Source organism: Streptomyces sp. NPDC059499 (genome assembly GCF_042749285.1).
GTDB lineage: Bacteria > Actinomycetota > Actinomycetes > Streptomycetales > Streptomycetaceae > Streptomyces.
In genome coordinates, this window is the sequence record NZ_JBHYTT010000014.1 from 182,806 (window position 1) to 202,803 (window position 19,998).

At 70.3% G+C, this 19,998-nt stretch carries 13 protein-coding genes; 5 read left to right on the forward strand and 8 right to left on the reverse strand.

Annotation, left to right across the window (positions count from 1 at the left end; all coding sequences use genetic code 11):
- Positions 1 to 15: 15 nt before the first annotated feature.
- Positions 16 to 1,035 (reverse strand): aldo/keto reductase, encoded by a 1,020-nt coding sequence (locus ACFW9O_RS28225; protein WP_384613228.1) that lies wholly within the window; start codon positions 1,033 to 1,035, stop codon positions 16 to 18.
- A gap of 152 nt (positions 1,036 to 1,187) precedes the next feature.
- On the opposite strand from ACFW9O_RS28225, the gene ACFW9O_RS28230 reads away from it, so the two are divergent.
- Positions 1,188 to 1,778, forward strand: a complete 591-nt coding sequence (locus ACFW9O_RS28230) for a TetR/AcrR family transcriptional regulator (RefSeq protein ID WP_384613229.1) — start codon at positions 1,188 to 1,190, stop codon at positions 1,776 to 1,778.
- 34 nt (positions 1,779 to 1,812) lie between these two features.
- Here ACFW9O_RS28230 and ACFW9O_RS28235 read toward each other — a convergent pair whose 3' ends face one another.
- From ACFW9O_RS28235 to ACFW9O_RS28265, 7 genes are all read right to left on the reverse strand, one after another.
- Positions 1,813 to 4,410 carry a hypothetical protein gene (locus ACFW9O_RS28235; RefSeq protein ID WP_384613230.1) on the reverse strand — a complete coding sequence of 866 codons (2,598 nt, stop codon included), beginning with the start codon at positions 4,408 to 4,410 and terminating at the stop codon, positions 1,813 to 1,815.
- Between the two features lie 526 nt (positions 4,411 to 4,936).
- On the reverse strand, positions 4,937 to 5,434 hold the full coding sequence (locus ACFW9O_RS28240) for a MarR family winged helix-turn-helix transcriptional regulator (protein WP_384613231.1): 498 nt from the start codon (positions 5,432 to 5,434) through the stop codon (positions 4,937 to 4,939).
- Between the two features lie 156 nt (positions 5,435 to 5,590).
- Entirely contained in the window at positions 5,591 to 8,539 is a 2,949-nt protein-coding gene (locus ACFW9O_RS28245) for a BTAD domain-containing putative transcriptional regulator (RefSeq protein ID WP_384613232.1), read from the reverse strand.
- A 205-nt stretch (positions 8,540 to 8,744) separates the two neighbouring features.
- The gene (locus ACFW9O_RS28250) at positions 8,745 to 9,542 is read right to left on the reverse strand and encodes a shikimate dehydrogenase family protein (RefSeq protein ID WP_384613233.1); all 798 of its coding nucleotides are present in this window, start codon (positions 9,540 to 9,542) and stop codon (positions 8,745 to 8,747) included.
- Entirely contained in the window at positions 9,535 to 10,584 is a 1,050-nt protein-coding gene (locus tag ACFW9O_RS28255; protein WP_384613234.1) for a 3-dehydroquinate synthase family protein, read from the reverse strand. The genes ACFW9O_RS28250 and ACFW9O_RS28255 overlap by 8 nt, the downstream gene beginning before the upstream one ends.
- A gap of 82 nt (positions 10,585 to 10,666) precedes the next feature.
- The gene (locus ACFW9O_RS28260) at positions 10,667 to 11,563 is read right to left on the reverse strand and encodes an ROK family protein (protein WP_384613235.1); all 897 of its coding nucleotides are present in this window, start codon (positions 11,561 to 11,563) and stop codon (positions 10,667 to 10,669) included.
- A gap of 51 nt (positions 11,564 to 11,614) precedes the next feature.
- The gene (locus ACFW9O_RS28265) at positions 11,615 to 12,049 is read right to left on the reverse strand and encodes a type II 3-dehydroquinate dehydratase (protein ID WP_351175611.1); all 435 of its coding nucleotides are present in this window, start codon (positions 12,047 to 12,049) and stop codon (positions 11,615 to 11,617) included.
- Between the two features lie 160 nt (positions 12,050 to 12,209).
- Here ACFW9O_RS28265 and ACFW9O_RS28270 point away from each other — a divergent pair, with 160 nt between their 5' ends.
- The 4 genes from ACFW9O_RS28270 to ACFW9O_RS28285 form a co-directional block, all read left to right on the forward strand.
- On the forward strand, positions 12,210 to 13,376 hold the full coding sequence (locus tag ACFW9O_RS28270; RefSeq protein WP_384613236.1) for a DegT/DnrJ/EryC1/StrS family aminotransferase: 1,167 nt from the start codon (positions 12,210 to 12,212) through the stop codon (positions 13,374 to 13,376).
- On the forward strand, positions 13,373 to 14,515 hold the full coding sequence (locus tag ACFW9O_RS28275; RefSeq protein WP_384613237.1) for a Gfo/Idh/MocA family protein: 1,143 nt from the start codon (positions 13,373 to 13,375) through the stop codon (positions 14,513 to 14,515). The genes ACFW9O_RS28270 and ACFW9O_RS28275 overlap by 4 nt, the downstream gene beginning before the upstream one ends.
- A 101-nt stretch (positions 14,516 to 14,616) precedes the next feature.
- The gene (locus ACFW9O_RS28280; RefSeq protein WP_351175605.1) at positions 14,617 to 15,309 is read left to right on the forward strand and encodes an HAD-IA family hydrolase; all 693 of its coding nucleotides are present in this window, start codon (positions 14,617 to 14,619) and stop codon (positions 15,307 to 15,309) included.
- Positions 15,310 to 15,634: 325 nt separating this feature from the next.
- Positions 15,635 to 19,998 (forward strand): beta-ketoacyl synthase N-terminal-like domain-containing protein (locus ACFW9O_RS28285; protein ID WP_384613239.1); only part of this gene is annotated, 4,364 nt, incomplete at its 3' end.

Here is a 19,998-nt window from a genome sequence, read left to right on the forward strand (position 1 = left end):
AAGATCTTCGTACGATCAGCGGCGCCGCAGCGACGGGTCGAGGAGCGCGGGCGGGGTGTCGAACTTCTCGTGCGCGGCGAGATCGACACCGGGAGCGACGATCGCGTCGATGGCATCGAGGACGTCGGCGGAGAGCACGGTGTCAGCGGCGGCGAGTTGCGAGTGCAGGTGGTCCAGCGTGCGGGGACCGATGATCGCGCTGGTCACCGCCGGATGCGCGGTCACGAAACCGAGCGCGAGCTGGATCATGGTCAGGCCGGCCTCCTCGGCGAGTCCGGCCAACTGCTCGACGGCATCGAGCCTGGCCCGGTTGGAGGGGACGGTGGTGTCGAAGCGTTCAGGCATGACAGCCGACCGGCTGGTGGTGATCTTCCGGCCCTCGCGGACCGCACCCGACAGCCAGCCGGAAGCCAACGGGCTCCACACCAGCACTCCGAGCCCGTACTGCTCGGTCACGGGCAGTACGTGGGTCTCGATACCGCGCTGCAGGATCGAGTAGCTGGGCTGTTCGGTGACGTAACGGCCGAGGTGGAACTCGCGGGCGGCCCACTGGGCCTGTACGAGGCGGTAGGCGGGGAAGGTCGAGGAGCCGAAGTAGCGGATCTTTCCCGCGCGCTGCAGGTCGGTCAACGCCGACAGCGTCTCCTCGTCACTGGTGCGCGGGTCCCACCGGTGGATCTGGTAGAGATCGACGTGGTCGACACCGAGACGGCGCAGGCTGTTGTCCAGCTCGGTGACCAACCAGCGCCGCGAACTGCCCTGGTGGTTGCGTTCGTCGCCCATCGGCATGTTCGCCTTCGTGGCCAGCACGATGTCGTCGCGGCGGCCGGCGATGGCTTTGCCGACCATCTCCTCCGACTCGCCGTCGCTGTACATGTCGGCGGTGTCGATGACGTTGATCCCGCCTTCGAGTGCGGCATCGACGACTGCGGTGGCCTCGTCCTGGGTGGTGCGCCCGATCCTGCCGAAGTTCATCGCGCCGAGCGTGAGGGAGCTGACCTGCACGCCGGTACGGCCCAAGGTGCGGTACTGCATGATCGTTTTCCTCCATGGCGGGGGGTGCGGCAACGGCGCGGGTTGGTTCCCGGGCCGTCGCTCTGGCATGATGAGTAAACGGAACCTTGCTCCGCTAACGATACGGAACGGTGTTCCGCTTTGGCAAGCCCTGCAGCGGAAGGAGTGGCGCGGTGAAGGACAGCGACGAAGGACCCGGGCGCGCGGCCCGGTCCAAGCGGGCGGACGCCCGGCGTAACGAGGAGACTCTTCTCGACGCGGCCGCCGCGGTGTTCGTCACGTCAGGGGTGGAGGCGCCGGTACGTGACATCGCAGCCAGGGCCGGGGTCGGGATGGGCACGATCTACCGCCACTTCCCGACGCGGGCGGACCTCATCATCGCCGTCTACCGACACCAGGTCGAGGCCTGTGCCGAGGCCGGCCCGGCCCTCCTGGAGGCCGCCGGGAGTCCGCACGCCGCACTGGGGCAATGGATCGACCTCTTCGTCGATTTCCTGGTGACGAAGCACGGCCTCGCTGCCGTACTGCAGTCCGACGACGCCGGGTTCGACACGCTGCACGCGTACTTCCTCGACCGCCTCGTGCCCGTGTGCACCCAACTGCTGGACGCCGCAGCCGCCTCCGGCGAGGTCCGGTCCGATCTGGAGGCCTACGCGCTCATGCGCGGCGTCGGGAACCTCTGCATCGGTGCCGACCGCGATCCCCGCTACGACGCCCGCCGGCTGGTCGCACTCCTCGTCGCGGGGCTGCGCCGGCCCCTGTGACCGTCGGCCTCGGGCACCGCACCCCTGTGGTCGTTCAGCCGGCTCGCCGGAGACCGTGCGGCCCGCCCGTTCTGATCACGGCGAGCGCACGCCACGGGCCGTGCGGTGGGTGGAAGCGCAGCAGCGCGTCGGAGAGCACCGTGGCGCTCTCGTCGGGGTCGAGGAGCTCCCGCAGTGCCCGCCAGGCCATCTCGTAGTCCGAGCACACCTGATGGACAGCGGCCTGCTTGACGAAGTCCGGCGACGAGCCGTTCTGCCGCACCGATGCCAGCCACTGCCCGCTGAGACGGATGGGGGAGCGGTGGTTGGCCGAGCCGTCCGACCGCACCGCCACGGCAAGGCTCACCGCCGAGAGCCGATCCGTGAACGTCTCCTCGAAACTCGTGATCCGCTCCCGCACGTTGTCGAGAGCGTCCCAGGTCGCGTCGTCCAGCAGATCGTCCATCTCGGGCAGGCGCGACGGCAGCCCGCACCTGATCAGCAGCCCGTTGTCGGCGATCTCCCTGACGCGCTGCAGGAGCCGTTCCCGGTCACGCCAGTTGCGCCCCTGGTCCGAGGCGATGCGGTCGACGCACCGCCAGAGCTCGGCCTCCCCGGCGAACCATTCGGCGAGGACGTGCGGCTCGGCGGGAAGCTGCCTGCGTCTGACCCGCCATGTGTGCTCCATGACCGCGGCGCATCCGCTCAGCATCTGTCTGTCGTAGGCCTTCATCTCCGGCCGCAGAGGACGCTCGGGCCGATGACGGTCCGGCGCGGCATGCGGGAACGTCTCCCGCTCGAAGCGGATGAAGCGGCTCTCCTGGCGCAGCTTCTCCAGATCCGGGTCCTCGATGAGCAGCCACGAGCGCGTGACCGGATGGACGCCGCTCACATCGGCGTGTGCCGCGCCCTCCAGTTCGTCCACGGCCAGATCGGCGAGGGCTCTGCGTTCCTGATCTCCCGGCTGCCCCTCGGTCCCGTTCATCGCCACCGCGTACACACAAGCGGCGTTGTAGTTGTCCTGCCACAGGCGCCAGCCGCGGGACAGCCATCGGCGCGCGGCGCGGAACGGGCCTCTGATCCTCTTCGTCCTGTGCGCGAGCGTCTCGGCGGAGGAGGGCCAGGGCAGTGGGTTCTCCAGAAGGCCCATCCCGTCGCGCTTCGCGTCCTCGTGGGCCCAGGCCAGGCGCAGGGGTGCCCACACGTCCCGGTTGAGCCGCAGGGAGGTCCGGGTGAGCGTTCCGTGAGCACGGACGAACGGGTGCCGGAGGCGAATCATGCGGGGGTAGTCCGCAGCGAGTTGCTGCATCTCCTCCCTGCAGGCGAGCTGAAAGATCTCACGGACGACCGGATACCGGCGCCGCTCCTCTCCCAGTTCCCTCTCGAGCCACTCCTTGGCGCGCCCTTCCTGATCCCACGTGAACGGCTCCGAGCCGCCCGGGGGAGTGAGCCCCATGAGGGCACGCCAGTGCCGGGCGGCGAGAGCGGGTGCGAGGGCCTGCCGGATCTCCTTCCGGGCGTGCGCGCGCCGTGGGCACGGCGGACGGTCGCTCTTGCACCACTGGTCGGCGGTCCGCTCCGCCACCCCGAGGACGACGGCGTACCGGAAGCGCGCCTCCAGGAGACCGCTTCGCCACCAGCCGTAGCGGCGGCGCAGGATCCGGCGAGGGTCCCAGGAGTGCATTCCTGTCCGTGCGTTGCGCTGCGCGCTGTTCTGGCCGTCCAGGAGGATGGCCCCGTAGTACGTCTCCAAAGCGTCGAGGTGAAGCCAGAGCTGCTCCTGTATCCCGGCGATCTGGGTGCGGAGGTAGAGGTTGGTCGGGTCGAGCCGCAACGCCTCGTAGTAGCGGTCCAGGGCATCGTCGAACTTCCGCTCCTGGCTGAGCTCCCGAGCCTGCTGGTAGGCGGCGAAGAGGTCCGGCGGCAGGTCCCGGCCGCGCCACCCCTGCCAAGGGGGACGCCGGCCGGCCCGGGTGACGGGCACCAGGGTCGCCATCACCCAGTAGCCCGCCTCCTGAATGGCTTCCTCCCACGTCGGACTCCAGATCGATTCCGTACGGCTGCCCCGGATCGCGTAGGAGGTGACAGTGACGGTGATACCGAAACCGGGCTCCTGATCCCGCACCCGGAGGACTCCGCGAACCGTGTAGGCGATCTTCGGACGCAAACGGCTGAAGAGGCGGAGCAGGCTCGTGCCCAGCTTCTTGGGTTCGAGGTCGACGTCACCGAGCAGATCGAGGAAGTTGTCAGCCGGTGCCTCCGCGGGCAGGGCCGTCGGAGGATAGAGGTTCGTCTCCGACAGTTGCTTGCGCAACTGTGCCGTGAGTCCCTCCAGTTGCTGTTCGACACCCGGTGCGGAGGCGACGAGCTTCTTCACGTCCACGGCCCCGGGCTTGTGGGCGTAGTGCATGAGCATCCAGCGCCGAAGAGCGATGAACAGAATGATGAGCAACAGCAGACAACCGAGCCGGGCGCTCAAGGAGGCCCCGTCGCTGCCCCCCTTCACCAGACGGGCCGCACCGTCGACGAACTGCATGAGCCACTCGGCCGGCACCTCGATGACCTTCATCCAGCCCGTCGCCTGCCAGGTGGGTCCCTCACCGCCGACAGCGCGGATCACGACGAACAGGGCGACGAAGACAAGGACTGTCATTGCTGCTGAACGCATCACATGAGGCGCTCGTAGCGAAGACACATCGGCAGGGGATTGGTGCTCGGAACGAGAGGACATGACCGCCTCTGATCGTGCGTGCCTTCACAGCCAAGTGTTCTACGTTTCCGAGGCCTGGCAAGTCGACGGGAAATGAACTGCGCCGAGGCTGTGCGGTTACCGGGCCGGGCCCCATGTAGGCCTCCGAACCGGGCAGTTGACCAGGCAATCACCTTGCTCGGGGTAGGCCGTCAGTGGCTCTCAGTATCCTCGGGCAGGCCGCTTCGGGTTGGCCTGCTGAACACGTGAGGCGAAATTGGAACCAGCCCGGTTCACACCGTAGCGATCACGCACGTAGTTGATGGTGGTGCACATGCAGGCGACCACGTCGTACGGGGTCGTGGCGGTCTCCGCCTGATGGTGGGCGGCGAATGTGGTGCCGAAAGGCCCTCATGCCCCACAGGGAGGGTCAGCTCGGGGCGCGTGGTCCCGACGGTGATGTCGCCGTGCGGATGCTCCCTCGGCGGGGTCAGGCGCAGCCGGGCGACGGGGTCGCCTGGGGAGGGTCGGCCGCGCGCAGACGTTCGAGCAAGGTCTCGGAGATCTCGGTCAGCGAGTCGATCTGACCGTCGCTGAGCGGATCCGTCAGCCACTGGCGGATATGTGCGGCGCGGATCGGGAGAGCCGTGGTGATGGCCGTGACCCCCTCGGGGCTGAGGGCGATGACGGTGCCGCGGGATGCTCCGGGGCACTGCTCACGGGTGAGCAGTCCGCGGCCGATCATCCGGTTCAGGTGGTGATGCAACCGGCTCTTCTCGAACTGCGTGACACCGCTCAGCTCGAATGCGCGCAGGCGCTGTTCCGGGGCCTGTACGAGGGCGCTGAGGATGGCGAAGTCCGGTTCGGACAGACCGGTGTCCTGCTGGAGCTGCTGGCCGAGCCGTCGCCAGAAGAGCACCTGGGTCTCGAAGAACGCGCGCCACACGAGGTCTTCGCGTGTCGAGAGATGGTCTGCGGTGCTGTTCATGGCACGAATTCCTCGGGGAGCGAGTGGCGGTTGACACGTCACCCCAGTGCGCCATGACCACGCGCCCCTGTCAACCCGCCCCAGCACGCCTCGTTGCGGCACCGGCCGCCGAACCGGGCTCGCCCGGTGTGGCGGCCGGCCCGGTGGGCGGCGCTGTCAACGGCACATCTGGTGCACGCCCTCCGTACCTGCGCACTCCAGGTTCTGCGGGTGCAGCAACAGGATCTGCCGCCGCGCCGTGCCCGCGTTCGGTGACAGTTCCGCGGCGCTCCGGTAGCAGAGAAGAGCTGTGCGTCGGGCGCCTGCCGCGGCGGCCCTGGTGCCTGCTTCCGTCAGGGACTGGGCGATCTGCTGGACCAGGGCAGCGGTCGGGCGGCCGGTGGTGGCCGTCAGGGACACGATCTGGTGGTAGTGGTGGATCAGCAGGTCTCCCTGGTCGGCCGGGAGGCCCGCGATCCAGTTGACGGCACGACGGTGTCGGACCACCCGGTCCCGGCGGGCCAGCTGGGCGTACGCGACCTCGCGGACCAGGCGGTGCCGGAAGACGTACGTGATGTCGCGGGACAGCGAGGTGTGGCGGACCCTGAGCAGAAAGTCCTTCTGCTCCAGCTGTCGCAGACCCGCCGCCGCCTCCTCGGGGTCCAGTTCCGACAGCGCGGCCACGCCGCCGGCCCGGATCTGCCCGTCGAGCACCGCCGCATCCCGCAGCAATGTCTTCCCTGCGGGCGGAAGCGTGTCCAGCTGGGCCGCGACGACATTGCGGACCCGCCGCGGAACGGGCGGCATGGTGGTGCGCGGGCGGTCCCGCTGCGCACGGGCGAACTCCTCGGCGAACAGCGGTATCCCGCCGACGAGGGAGACGAGCTCCGAGTCGGTCGCGACATCGACCCGGCGGTTCATCAGGCCCGTCAGAAGTTCGGCGGCCGTGTCGTCCGGGAGCGGGTCGAGGACCAGCGTGGTGGCGTCACGCTTGCCGCAGGTCCAGCGCGGGCGACGCTGCCGCAGCTCCGGGCGCGCGGTCACGACGATCAACAGTGGCACTCGGTTCAGGCGTTCGGTGAGGTCCTCCACCTGGTCCAGGAGCGCTTTGTCCGCCAGATGAACGTCCTCCAGCAGCAGCACGGTCGGCTGCTCCGCCGCGACCTCCTCGATGAAGCGCCGCCCGGCAGACCACAGGTCCTCCCCACCGTCCTCGTCGGGCAGGGCGGCCGTGACGCGTGCGGGGACGACGACCTCGCTCTGCAACCGGCCCAGCATCCAGGAGGCGTCGTCACCGGCCCCCACCAGCCGGTGGACGGCCGCGGTGAGCTTCCGGCGGGCGAGTGCCTCAGGCTCGCCGTCCGCGATACCCGCGTACGAGCGCACGACAGCGGCCAGCGGTGAGAAGGCCGGTCCGCCGCCGAAGCCCGGTATGCGCACGGCGAGTTCGCGCACTGCGTGCGACCGGCCCCGCAGTGAACGGCTGAACTCCGCCACGAGGCGGGTCTTTCCGATGCCGGACTCGCCGAGCACCGTGGCCAGGTGAGGCCGGTCACGCCGCAGTACGTCGCTCAACAGGCCCGTGAGGACGTCGAGTTCGCGTTCGCGTCCGATCAGCCGCGTGGTGGTCGGCGGCTGAGCGGGGGAGGGGAGCACGACGCTGACCTCGCGACCGGCACCGGCGTCGCCCGGAGCGGCACGGTCGAAGAGGTAACCACTGGCCTGGCAGGTGGCGTCGGAGATGCGGACGCCCGTCCGTCCGGCAACGGCGAGCAGGGCCTCGCATTCGTCCAGCACCGCGCCCGTCACCTCGACAGGCTGACGGTCGGCCGCGTCGTGGTAGGTCGCCAGGACCTCACCGGTGGCCACAGCCAGCTGGACGCTTATTCCGCCGGTCATCACCGCGTCGATCCGCTCGCGGACGGCCAGTGCCAGCCGCACGGCGCGCCGGGGGTCGTCCTCGTACGCGCGGGGCACGCCGAAGATCACCGGCCGGACGGAGCCGAGCGTGCCGTGCACCAGCCCGCCGAAGCGTTCGGCCTCCTCGACGACGATGCCCGTGAGGACCCGAAGGGCCTCGTCGATGTGCTCGGGGTCGTCCGCAGTCGTGACCACCCGCGCGCGGATCATCAGAACGCTGGCCTGCTTGCGTTCGGTCATCGTGTGGCCAGGCCGGGGCTGCGGGATCTCCGCGGCGGCCGGCGCCGACGGGGATGCCGGATCGGGTGCGCAGGGCCCGGGCGAGGCCTGCACGGCGAGGGTGCCGGGCGGCGTGGTGGGCCGCTCGGCAGACGGCTCACGGACGGGCAGGGGGCCGGCCACGTGCACCGCCCTGGGACGGGGCCCGGGGGCAGGAGGTCCGAGAGGGGGGTCGGCGGCCGGGCGCTCGGGTGCCGCCTGCCAGGCAAGAGCGGGGCGCTGGTTGAGTATCGAGCGCTCCAGCAACTGGAGTTCGGGTGCTGGATCGAGACCGAAGCCGTTGACGAGTTCGTCACGGATGCGCTGGTAGACGGCGAGCGCCTCCGGCTGCCGTCCGCAACGGTAGAGCGACAGCATCAGCAGCCCGCACAACCGCTCGCGGACCGGCTCCTCGTCGGCCAGGGCAGCGAGCTCCCCGACGAGTTCGCGATGCCGGCCGAGCGCGAGCTCCGCCTCGGCGCAGTCCTCGAAAGCGGTGAGACGAGCCTCCCGGATGACGGCGGACTCCGGCCACGCGACCCCGGTCTCGAACACGTCGGCCAGGACCGGGCCCCGCCACAGGGAAAGAGCCTCCCTCAGCAGCCGCGCCGCCGCTGCCCACGCCTCGACCGCGAGCGCGGCGCGACCGCGCTGCACCAGTTCCTCGAAGCGCGTCAGATCGATCTCCGACGGGTCAAGCCGCAGCATGTAGCCGGGCGGAGACGTGGACAGCGAGACGGACTCGTCCTCCGAGAGTGCCCGGCGCAGCCCCGCGATGGCGTTCTGCACCATCTTGCGCGCCGTGGGCGGTGCCCCGTCACCCCACAGCGTATGGACGAGCTCCCTGGTGGCGACGATCTTGTTGGGGTGCAGGAGGAGGTAGCCCAGCGCCGCGCGCTGGTTGACCCCGCCGAGTTGCACGGGAACACCGTCTCTCGTGGCTTCCAACGGACCCAGCAGATTGAACCGCATGTATGCCCCCCGTTCCGGCCGGTCCCCGGGCGCACGGGCGAGCCGCCGTGCGCACGAGGCCGTACGGGCCGGTCCGATCGGCATGCTCGAAGGCGACCCGGCGGCCCAGCATAGGAGAGAACACCCCTGCAGCCCTTGTTGGTTAATGGGCTGTTCACAACCTTTACGCGGGGCCGCCTTCTTACGTGCCGAGGCGGAAGAAGCTGCGGTAGAGGGCGATTTGATGGTCGAGCATGTGGATACCGTGATGAACGGAAAGGCCCAGTGCGGCTGCCTTCCTGAGCAGCGCGGTCTCCTTGGGATGCATCACGATGTCGGCGACGACCGCGCCGGGCGCCAGTTCGCGCGGTGCGAAGGGCAGCGGATCGCCGGGGTGCAGACCGAGGGGTGTGGCGTTCACGGCCACCTCCGCGTCCTGCAGGCGTGGTGCACACGAGCCGGTGATGCGGCCGGGCACGCTGCTGTCGAGACGGGCCACCAGTGCGGACAACCGGGCGGGGTCGGGGTCGTACACCGACAGATGGGCGGCCCCCGCGCCGAGGAGCGCCGCTGCGATGGCCGTGCCCGCGCCTCCGGCACCTGCCAGGAACACGCGCCTCCCGCTCGGGTCGTGGCCCGCGCTCCGCAGACCGTTGACGAAGCCGACGCCGTCGAAGTTGTCGCCGTACCAGCGGCCGTCGGCTTCGCGCCGCATGGCGTTGGTACTCCCGACCAGCGCGGCGGCCGGACTCAGCTCGTCCGCGTAGCGGCAGGCATCCATCTTGTGGGGGACGGTGATGAGCAGGCCGTCCAGATTGCGGATGCGCTGAAGTCCGCCGATGATCGCCCCGAGCTGGTTCGCCGGCGCGTGGACGGGGAACAGCACCGCGTCCAGACCGAGTTGCTCGAAGACCGGATTCAGCAGTGCCGGTGCCTGCACCTGTGCCACGGGGTCGCCGAGGACGGCGAACAGTCTCGTGCTTCCGCCGATGTCAGGCATGGCCGCCCGGTTCCCGGGGCATGGCCTCCAGAGCGGCGGCCACGACGTGCTCCGGAACGTCCCGTACGAGCTCCGCGCCCCGCGGGCCGTCCAGCACGAACGTCAGCCCGTCGGTGGCCTTCTTGTCCAGCCGCATCAGGGAGATCAGTGCGGCGTTGGGCACCTCGGCAGGCAGCCGGACCGGCAGTCCGTACCCCTCGACGACCGTGGTGTGCTCCGCTACCCGCGCCGTGCCGATCCGGCCGAGAGCGCCCGCCAGCCGGCCGGCGAACACAGTGCCGATGGCGACCGCTTCACCGTGGCGTAGGGCGAAATCGGTGGCCCGCTCCAGCGCGTGCCCCAGGGTGTGACCGTAGTTGAGGAGATGTCGGGGACCCGCGTCGCGCTCGTCCGCGGCGACGACCGAAGCCTTCAGCGCCACGCTCGCCGCGATCTGCTCGTGCAGAGGCAGTCCGCGCAGATCGCCCGCACCTATGAAGTGGCAGCGGGCGATCTCGCCGAAGCCGTTGGTCAGTTCACGGGGCGGCAGGGTCTGAAGATAGTCGGTGTCGCAGAGCACGGCGCTGGGCTGCCAGTAGGCGCCCACCAGGTTCTTGCCCTGGGGGAGGTTCACCGCGGTCTTCCCGCCGACACTGGCGTCGACCTGCGCCAGCAGGGACGTGGGCAGATGGATGACCGGCACGCCGCGGTGGTAGAGCGCCGCCGCGAGTCCCACCGCGTCGGTGGTCGTGCCACCACCGCACGAGACGACGGCGTCCGACCTGCTGAGACCGAACTCGGCGAAACGGGAGCAGAGTTCCTCCACCCAGGTCAACGACTTGTCCCGTTCACCGTCCCGGGCGGGTACGACCAGGGACGGGACGCCCGGGTCCGGCGTCCACTCCGGCGGTCTGGCCGTGACCACGGCCACCCGCCTCGCTCCGATCCCGGCCACGACCTCGGCGAGCGAATGACGCACCCCGGGGCCGATATGGACGAGGTACCCGCGATCGGGCAGGGGCACATGGATGCGCCGAGGCGCCACGGCCGGTGTGGTGGTCATGCGATTCCTCCGACTCTGTCTGTCCTGAGTGCCGATCGCTGAGTTCTGTGTGCGTGCGACGGATGAGGGTGGCGGCCCGCCGTTATCGCCCGCGGGCCAGGGACACGGCTCCGTACAGTGAGGAGAGTCCGCCCAGTGCTGCTTCCCCTACCGGGACGGGAGGCACCCCCGGCCTCGCCAGCCGCCGGGTGTGCTCGGTGACGACCGTGACGAGCCCCGGTAGTCCGGAGGCGAAACCGCCACCGATCAGGACCCGTTCGGGGTGGGTGAGCTCGCACAGGCTGACCGCGGCCGTCGCGAGGGCCTCACCGCTCTCCTGCACGGCGGACACCGCCCATCCGGCCCCGGCTGCGAAACCGTTCCGCAGGGCGTCGAAGTCGACCGGCCCGCCCAGCAGTGTCGCCGCCCGGCGCAGCGTCGCAGGGCCGGACGCCAGCGCTTGCACACAGCCGTGCCGCCCGCAGTCGCAGCGTGGGCCCGCACGGTCCACGACGATGTGCCCGACCTCGCAGGACCCCCGGCCCGGTCCGGGAACGGTCCGGCCGTCCACGACGACTCCGCCGCCGATGCCCGTACCCACCCCGAGGTACACGAGATTCCGGCAACCGGCCCGGCCCGCCTCGGCCAGGGCCGCCAGATCCCCGTCGTCCGCGAACCGGACCGCCGCCCCGGGAATCAGGCCCCGCAGTTCCTCGTGCAGCCCGAGTCCCGTCCAGTGCGGGCGGCCCGGCCAGGTGAGGACGCGGCCCTCGCCATCCACCGTCGCGGGCATGGCGACCCCGACGGACCGGACGGGCCCTCCCCATTCCGCCCGCAACAGGCCGACGTGGCGGGCCAGGGACGCCAGATCCCGTTCCGTGGCGGAACGATGCGGAGCGGACGGCGACACCGGGGGCCACCGGAAGACCGACCCCACGGCCCGTGCGCCGTCGCCCTCTATGCGAAGGGCGACCTTGGTGCCGCCCACGTCGATTCCCAAGTACCCGATGACGACTCCCGATCGCTCTGTCCGTGGTTTCGGTTGCCGTCCTCAGGCGGGCACTTTGGCCAGCAGGGCCTGCGCCGCCAGCCGGTAGCCGTCGGCACCCAGGCCGACGATCGCCCCGTCGGCGAGCGGTGCCAGCACCGACGCGTGCCGGAAGCTCTCACGGGCCCACACGTTCGACAGGTGGACCTCGATCCACGGGCGGGGGTACGAGGCCAGGGCGTCACGCAGGCTCCAGCCGGCGATCATCAGGGCGCCGGGATTGATGATCGCCCCGACCGTGTCGTACGCGTCCTGCACCGCCTGGATCAGTTCGCCCTCGGACTCGCGTTGCACGGAGACGACCTTCCAGCCGCGTCCCGCGACTTCCCGGGCAACGGACTCCTCGATATCCGCGAGCGTGTCGGTGCCGTAGATCTCCGGCTCGCGGCGGCCGAGTATCCCCAGATTCGGTCCGTTCAACAAAAGCAGATCGGTCATGTCCCCGTTATAACAGCTGCGCTTACCGGCTCATGCAAAACGAACGGAATGAACACGGGACTGGAGAAATATAGGGGGGTGGTTAGGGGAAGTGACGGCCCGTCATTCCGTGGGTTAGCGTGCTGAAATCCGCATCCTCGACAAGAAAGGCAGCGGAATTATGGGCGCGATCGAGTATCCGGCTCCGGAGTTCCCGGAGTGGCCGCAGTACGACGCCGAGGAACGTGAAGGTCTCATCCGTGCGCTCGAACAGGGCCAGTGGTGGCGCATGGGCGGCAGCGAGGTCGACTCGTTCGAGAAGGAGTTCGCCGACTATCACGGCGCCGAGCGGGCGCTCGCCGTCACCAACGGAACGCACGCACTGGAGCTCGCGCTCCAGGTGCTCGGAGTGGGACCCGGGACCGAGGTCATCGTGCCCGCGTTCACCTTCATCTCGTCCTCCCAGGCCGCACAGCGGCTGGGCGCAGTCGCCGTTCCCGTCGACGTCGACCTCGACACCTACTGCCTCGACGTCGCCGCGACCGAGGCGGCCATCACCGAGCGCACGCGGGCGATCATGCCGGTTCACATGGCCGGCCACCTCGCCGACATGGACGCGCTGGAGAAGCTCTCTGCCGACAGCGGCGTGCCGATCATCCAGGACGCCGCACACGCCCACGGGGCACAGTGGCGCGGCCGGAAGGTCGGCGAACTGGGATCGATCGCCGCCTTCAGCTTCCAGAACGGCAAGCTGATGACCGCGGGGGAGGGCGGAGCGGTCACCTTCCCGGACAACGCGTCCTACGAGGAGGCATTCCTGCGGCACAGTTGCGGGCGGCCCTTCAGCGACCGCAAGTACTTCCACCGCACCTCGGGCTCGAACTTCCGGCTCAACGAGTTCTCGGCCAGTGTCCTGCGTGCCCAACTGCGCCGCTTGGACAGCCAGATCGCCACGCGGGAGCAGCGGTCGCCGCTTCTGAAGCGGCTGCTGTCCGAGATACCCGGCGTGGTGCCGCAGGGCCGTGACGAGCGTGCCGACCGGATACCCCACTACATGGCGATGTTCCGCATCCCGGGCATCACGGAGGAACGGCGCAACGCGCTCGTCGACGAACTCATCGCCCGAGGACTGCCCGCTTTCGTCGTCTTCCGGGCGATCTACCGGTCCGACGGATTCTGGGAGACCGGGGCTCCGCAGGAGTCGGTGGACGAGCTCGCCCGCCGCTGCCCCAACACCGAGGCCCTCACCCAGGACGGCATCTGGCTGCACCACCGAACCCTGCTGGGCACCGAGCAGAACATCCACCGGACCGCAGAGATCGTCGCCGACGTCCTGGCCGCCGCATGACCGCCTCCGGGGAACGCGAACGCCCGGTGAGGGTCGCCCTGGTAGGGCTTGGCTGGGCAGGCAGATCGATCTTCTGGCCCCGCCTGGACAAGCACCCGCTGTACGAAGTGACGGCTGTCGTCGAACCCGACCGGTCGATCCGCGACCGGTTCGCGGGTGACGGCAGCCCCCTGGTGCTCGTCCAAGATGTGGACCTGGACCCGGCCACCACCGACCTCGCCGTCGTGGCCGTGCCCAACCACCTGCACGCCCCGGTCGCCACCCGGCTGCTGCACCGGGGCATCCCGGTGTTCCTGGAGAAGCCGGTCTGCCTGAGCGTTGCCGAGGCGGACCAGCTCGCCGAGGCCGAACGGGCCGGCGGCGGCGTCCTGCTCGCGGGCAGCGCGGCCAAGTACCGCAACGACGTGCGGGCGCTGCACGACCTCGCCGCCGGGCTCGGCCCGATCCGGCACATCGATGTGGCCTGGGTGCGTGCCGGTGGCGTGCCGGACGCCGGTGGCTGGTTCACCAGCCGGCGGCTCTCGGGCGGCGGAGCACTCGTCGACCTGGGCTGGCATCTCCTGGACACGGTCGGATCGCTCCTCGGACCGGTGAACTTCGAACAGGTCGTCGGGACGGTGTCCGACGACTTCGTCAACAGCGGCTCACGCCGAGCGTCCTGGCGCCGGGACGGCGAGGAGCACACCGAGGCTTCCGGCGCCACCCCCGCCCCCGGCGACGAGGGAGACGTGGAGGACACGGCGCGGGGCTTCCTGGTCACCGAGGAGGGTGTATCGGTGGCGCTGCGCGCGAGCTGGGCCTCGCACGAAGCGCGCGACATCACCCGTATCACCGTCGAGGGAAGCGCCAGCACTGCCACCCTGACCTGCACCTTCGGATTCAGTCCCAACCGGCAGGGCTCAGTGCTGACCCGAACCGGGGACGGCGTCACCGTCGAGGTGCCCCTGACCTCCGAGCCGATCGGCGCCGAGTACGCACGCCAGCTCGACGACCTGCGGGACAGGCTCACCGACCCCCGGAGCCGAGGAGCGGGCGTGGCTCAGGCCCGGCAGACCATCGGCGTCATCGAACAGCTCTACGCGTCGGCCCGCACCGCGGGACAACGCCGCCCGCTCCCGGCCGGTCATGGCGCGCACTGAGGCACGAACCGAGCACGGTCCGACCGGATACGGCCGAACCGCAGGCCGTCCGACCAGGTACGGCCCCACCACAGGCCGTCCGAGCAACGTACGGAGATCACATGTCCGCCCCGCTCCATCCGCCCTCCACGACTCCTACGACGCGCGCGGCCGTACCCCGCGCGGTGATCTTCGATCTCGACGGTGTGATCGTGGACAGCTTCGCGGTGATGCGCCAGGCGTTCCTGACCGCGTACGCCGAAGTCGTCGGTGACGGCCAGGCACCCTTCGAGGAGTACAGCCGTCATCTCGGCCGGTACTTCCCCGACATCATGCGCATCATGGGCCTGCCGACCGAACTGGAGGAGCCGTTCGTCCGGGAGAGCTACCGGCTCGCCGGCCAGGTGACCGTCTTCGACGGCGTACGCGAGCTGCTGCCGGAGCTGAACCGGCGCGGACTGAGGCTCGCCGTCGCCACCGGCAAGAGCGGTCCGCGCGCCCGCTCCCTGCTCGACCGGCTGGGACTGCTCGGGTCGTTCGAGCACGTCATCGGATCCGACGAGGTGGCGCACGCCAAACCGGCGCCCGACATTGTTCTGCACGCACTGGACCTGCTCGATGTGCCCGCAGCGGAGGCGATGATGGTCGGCGACGCCGTCACCGACCTCGCCAGCGCCCGCGGGGCCGAGGTCACCGCGGTGGCCGCCCTGTGGGGCGAGACCGACGAGCCCGCACTGCTCGCCGAACGGCCGGACGCGGTCCTCCGCACCCCCGCGGACCTTCTGCGGCTGTGTCCCCAGGTACTGGCGGCCTGACCCGCCGGCGCCAGGCATTCTCCTCCCCACGGTGGCCACGGCACTTCCGAGTGCCGGGGCCACACGTCTTTTACGGCACCCCTCCCCAGTAAGGGCTGCCCTAGGGGGTTGGTTAGGGGAATGTCCGGTCTCCCGCGCGACAACACTGGGAGTGCGAACGACAATATGCCGGGCGGTTCTGTGAGCTTTGCCCACCCTTTATTTTTCGCCCTGCGCGGTGCCCTGCACGTCGCCGCCCGTGGCACCGCACATGGCATGTCGCATGTGTTGCCGTACGACGGCGTAATTGTCGAGGCGTTCCACGCTATCAAGGGATGTGAAGGCAATGTTGCGTACGGAGCTCATTCGACCGCTGCCCGAACTGCTGGCGGAACACGCCCGTGAATTCGGTGACAAGGTGGCCTTCCGCGACTCCGTGCGGAGCGTGACGTACGCCGACCTCGAACTGCGCACCCGACGCCTCGCCGGGCATCTCGCCGGACGCCGCCTGCACCCCGGCGACCGTGCGGCCATCCTGCTCGGCAACAGCGTGGAGACGGTGGAGAGTTACCTGGCCCTCACCCGGGCCGGTGTGATCGGCGTACCCCTGAACCCGAGAGTCACCGAAGCCGAGCTGACGTACCTCCTCGACGACAGCGGCGCACGCGCCGTGATCACGGACCCCACCCACGCGGAGCAGCTCGCCACACTCCTGGGCAGCCGGACCGACCTGCGGATCCTGGTCACCGGCGACGTGGGCGTGCCCCCCGGCACGGACTCCTTCGAGGAACTCGCGACGACCACCCCGGCAAGCCCCGCCCGGGACGACCTCGGCCTCGACGACCCCGCCTGGATGCTCTACACCTCCGGTACCACGGGCAGGCCCAAGGGAGTCCTGTCCACCCAGCGCAACTGCCTCTGGTCCGTGGCCGCCTGCTACGCGCCCATCCCCGCACTCAGCGCCGACGACCGGGTCCTGTGGCCCTTGCCCCTCTTCCACAGCCTCTCCCACATCGTCTGTGTACTGGGCGTCACGGCGGTGGGAGCCACCGCGCGCATCGTCGACGGGTTCGCCGCAGCGGATGTACTCGACGCCCTGCGCGAGGAATCCTCGACGTTCCTGGCCGGGGTCCCCACGATGTACCACCAACTGGTGCGCGCCGCCAAGGAGGAAGAGTTCGACGCCCCCGACCTCCGCATGTGCCTGGTCGGCGGTGCCGTCACCACCGCGGCGCTGCGCCGGTCCTTCGAGGAGGCGTTCGCCGCACCCCTGCTGGACGCGTACGGCAGCACCGAGACGTGCGGCTCCATCACCATCAACTGGCCCACCGGCGCGCGGGTCGAAGGCTCCTGCGGACTGCCCGTGCCGGGCCTGGGCGTGCGCATCGTCGACCCGGAGACCGGTCTCGACGCCGCCGAGGGCGAGGAGGGGGAGGTCTGGGTCCGGGGTCCGAGCGTCATGCTCGGCTACCACAACCAGCCGGAGGCAACCGCGGAAGCCCTGCGGCACGGCTGGTACCACACCGGCGACCTGGCCCGGCGGGACGGCGCCGGCTACTTCACGATCACCGGCCGCATCAAGGAACTCATCATCCGCGGTGGCGAGAACATCCACCCCGGAGAGGTCGAGGAGGTGCTGCGCTCCGTCCCCGGGGTCGCCGACGTGGCCGTCGTGGGCAAACCCCACGACGTCCTCGGGGAAGTACCGGTGGCCTTCCTGGTACCCGGTCCCGAAGGCCTCGACCCCGAGGCACTCCTGACGGCCTGCCGCGACCGGCTCTCCTACTTCAAGGTGCCGGAGGAGCTCTACGAGATCGACCGGATTCCCCGCACGGCATCCGGCAAGATCACCCGCCATGTGCTCCTCGAAAGGCCCGCCAGGCTGCGCGCCGCCAACGGCAGCCACTACGAGCAGCTCTTCCGGCTCGACTGGATACCCCTGTCCTCCGTCCCCGTACCGCAGTCGCCCGCCCGCAACTGGGCCGTCATCGGCGCCGACGCGTTCGGCGTCGCAGGTCATCTGCGCGCGCTCGGACAGACCGTAGGCCGGTACCCGACGCTTGACGCACTGCGGGATACCGCCGACGCCGACACCCAGGTCCCGGACGTGGCCGTGCTGTCCTGCGGAGCAGGAGTCCGCAGGTCCGGCCCGCTCGCCGAAGCGGTACAGGACACCGTCCGCGCACTCGGCGCGCAACTGAAGGCGTGGCTGGCCGACGACCGCACATCCGCCTCCACCCTCGTCATCGCCACCCGAGGAGCCGTCGCCGTCGGGGCCGAGGACGACGTCACCGACCTGATCCAGGCACCCCTGTGGGGCATCGTCCGCAGCGCCCAGGCCGTGCACCCCGGCCGGCTCGTCCTCATCGACCTGGACATCGAGGACGACGACCCGTCGCCCGCCCTGGCCGACGCGGTGGCCTCCGGAGAACCCCAGGTCGTCGTACGTTCGGGCGTCCCCCTGCGCCCGAGGGCCTCACGGGTGTCCGCGGTCGCCGATCCCGAGCAGCCCGCCACCTCCGCCCCCCGGGGGACGGTGCTCGTCACCGGTGCCGACGGCCCGACCGCAGCCACCGTGGCCCGTCACCTCGTCGGCGGCCATGGTGTCCGCCGCCTGCTCCTCATCAGCGAGCGGGGCGCAGCGGACCGTACGGCCGCCGCACTCGCGGCCGAACTGACCGCGCACGGCGCCGAGGTGAACCTCGCGGCCTGCGACATCGCCGACCGCAGTGCTCTCGCCACCCTGGTGTCCCGCCCGGGGCACCGGCCGGACGCCGTCGTCCACACACCGGGCGCGGTTTCCCCCGGCCTGAAAGCCACCCTGGAAGGCGCGCTCAACCTCCACGAACTCACCGTGGACACCGACCTGTCCGCCTTCGTCGTCCACTCCTCGGCCACCGGTGTGCTCGGCTCGTCCGACGACGCCGAGGAAGCGGCAGCCGGCGTGTTCCTCGACTCCCTCGTCCAGCACAGGGCAGCCCGCGGACTGCCCGCCCTTTCGCTGCGCACCGGCCCGTACGAAGGAGACGGCAGGGCCGCCCCGACAGGTCTCGGACGTCTCACCGAGCAGCAGAGCACAGCGATGTTCGACGCCGCGCACCTCGCCGACCGGACGTCCCTCATCGTGATGCGTCTGGACAACGAGGCCCTCGGCGGCACCACCCTGGACCCCGCGACCATTGCGCCGCCCCTGCGCGGTCTGATCGATGCCCCCGCACGCAACTCCGCACCGGACAACACGACATCGGCGGAACTGCGCGGGCTCGTCACCGGTCTCGCCGAGGCCGACCAGGACCGTGTCCTTCTCGACCTCGTTCGCAACGAGGTCGGCCGGATACAGCAGGTACCCGGGGACGCCGTACGGGCCGACCGGCCGTTCAAGGACCTCGGATTCACGTCACTGAGCGCCGTCGAACTGCGTAACCGCCTCACCTCGGCCACCGGCCTGCACCTCCCGGTCACCGTGGCCTTCGACCACCCGACCCCCGCAGCGGTCGCCCGCCACCTCCGCGTGCGACTCCTCGGCGGCCACCACCTCGGCCGCGCTTCGGCCGCCGCACCCGCTGTCCGCGCCCGTCGCACGGACCCGAGCGACGACCCCATCGCCATCGTGGGCATGGGCTGCCGGCTGCCGGGCGGAGTCACGTCCCCCGACGACCTGTGGCGACTCGTCACCGACGGTGTGGACGCGATCTCCCCGTTCCCCGCCGACCGGGGCTGGGACCTGGAGGGCATCTACGACCCGGACCCTGAGCACGCGGGCACGTCGTACGCCAGACACGGTGGCTTCCTGCACGACGCAGGCTCCTTCGACGCGGGATTCTTCGACATATCCCCGCGTGAGGCGCTGGCGATGGATCCGCAGCAGCGGCTGCTGCTGGAGGTGTCGTGGGAGGTGTTCGAGCGCGCGGGCATCGACCCCACCTCGCTGCACGGAAGCAGCGTCGGCGTCTACACCGGCGTGATGTACCACGACTACGCCACCGGGCTCGCCCGCGTCCCCGACGGCCTCGAGGGCTATCTGGGCACGGGGAACGCAGGCAGTGTGGCGTCGGGGCGTGTGGCGTACACGCTGGGTCTGGAGGGCCCTGCCGTCACGGTGGACACGGCGTGCTCGTCGTCCTTGGTGGCGCTGCATCTTGCGGCGCAGGCGCTGCGTAACGGCGAGTGCGCGATGGCCCTGGCCGGCGGCGTGGCAGTGATGTCCCGGCCCACGTCCTTCGTGGAGTTCTCCCGGCAGCGGGCCCTGGCAGCAGACGGCCGATGCAAGCCCTACGCCGAGGCTGCCGACGGCACTGCCTGGTCCGAGGGCGCCGGCGTACTGCTCCTCGAACGGCTTTCGGACGCACGGAGGCTGGGGCACGAGGTTCTGGCGGTCGTCCGCGGGTCGGCGGTCAACCAGGACGGTGCGTCGAACGGTCTGACGGCGCCGAACGGCCCCTCGCAGGAGCGGGTGATTCGCGAGGCGCTGGCGGGCGCAGAGCTGTCGGTCGCCGAGGTCGACGCGGTGGAGGGCCATGGCACCGGGACGACGCTGGGTGACCCCATCGAGGCGCAGGCGCTGTTGGCGACCTATGGGCAGGGCCGTGCACAGGACCAGCCGCTGTGGTTGGGCTCGTTGAAGTCGAACATCGGTCATGCGCAGGCTGCGGCGGGTGTGGCGGGTGTCATCAAGATGGTGCAGGCGATTCGGCATGGTGTGTTGCCGAG

Bases quoted from the DNA above. Each gene is read 5' to 3' on its own strand.
- ACFW9O_RS28235 (WP_384613230.1), bottom strand. From the start codon at position 4,410: ATGACAGTCCTTGTCTTCGTCGCCCTGTTCGTCGTGATCCGCGCTGTC.
- ACFW9O_RS28250 (WP_384613233.1), bottom strand. From the start codon at position 9,542: ATGCCTGACATCGGCGGAAGCACGAGACTGTTCGCCGTCCTCGGCGAC.
- ACFW9O_RS28280 (WP_351175605.1), top strand. From the start codon at position 14,617: ATGTCCGCCCCGCTCCATCCGCCCTCCACGACTCCTACGACGCGCGCG.
- ACFW9O_RS28240 (WP_384613231.1), bottom strand. From the start codon at position 5,434: ATGAACAGCACCGCAGACCATCTCTCGACACGCGAAGACCTCGTGTGG.
- ACFW9O_RS28265 (WP_351175611.1), bottom strand. From the start codon at position 12,049: ATGACCGATCTGCTTTTGTTGAACGGACCGAATCTGGGGATACTCGGC.
- ACFW9O_RS28225 (WP_384613228.1), bottom strand. From the start codon at position 1,035: ATGCAGTACCGCACCTTGGGCCGTACCGGCGTGCAGGTCAGCTCCCTC.
- ACFW9O_RS28255 (WP_384613234.1), bottom strand. From the start codon at position 10,584: ATGACCACCACACCGGCCGTGGCGCCTCGGCGCATCCATGTGCCCCTG.
- ACFW9O_RS28275 (WP_384613237.1), top strand. From the start codon at position 13,373: ATGACCGCCTCCGGGGAACGCGAACGCCCGGTGAGGGTCGCCCTGGTA.
- ACFW9O_RS28270 (WP_384613236.1), top strand. From the start codon at position 12,210: ATGGGCGCGATCGAGTATCCGGCTCCGGAGTTCCCGGAGTGGCCGCAG.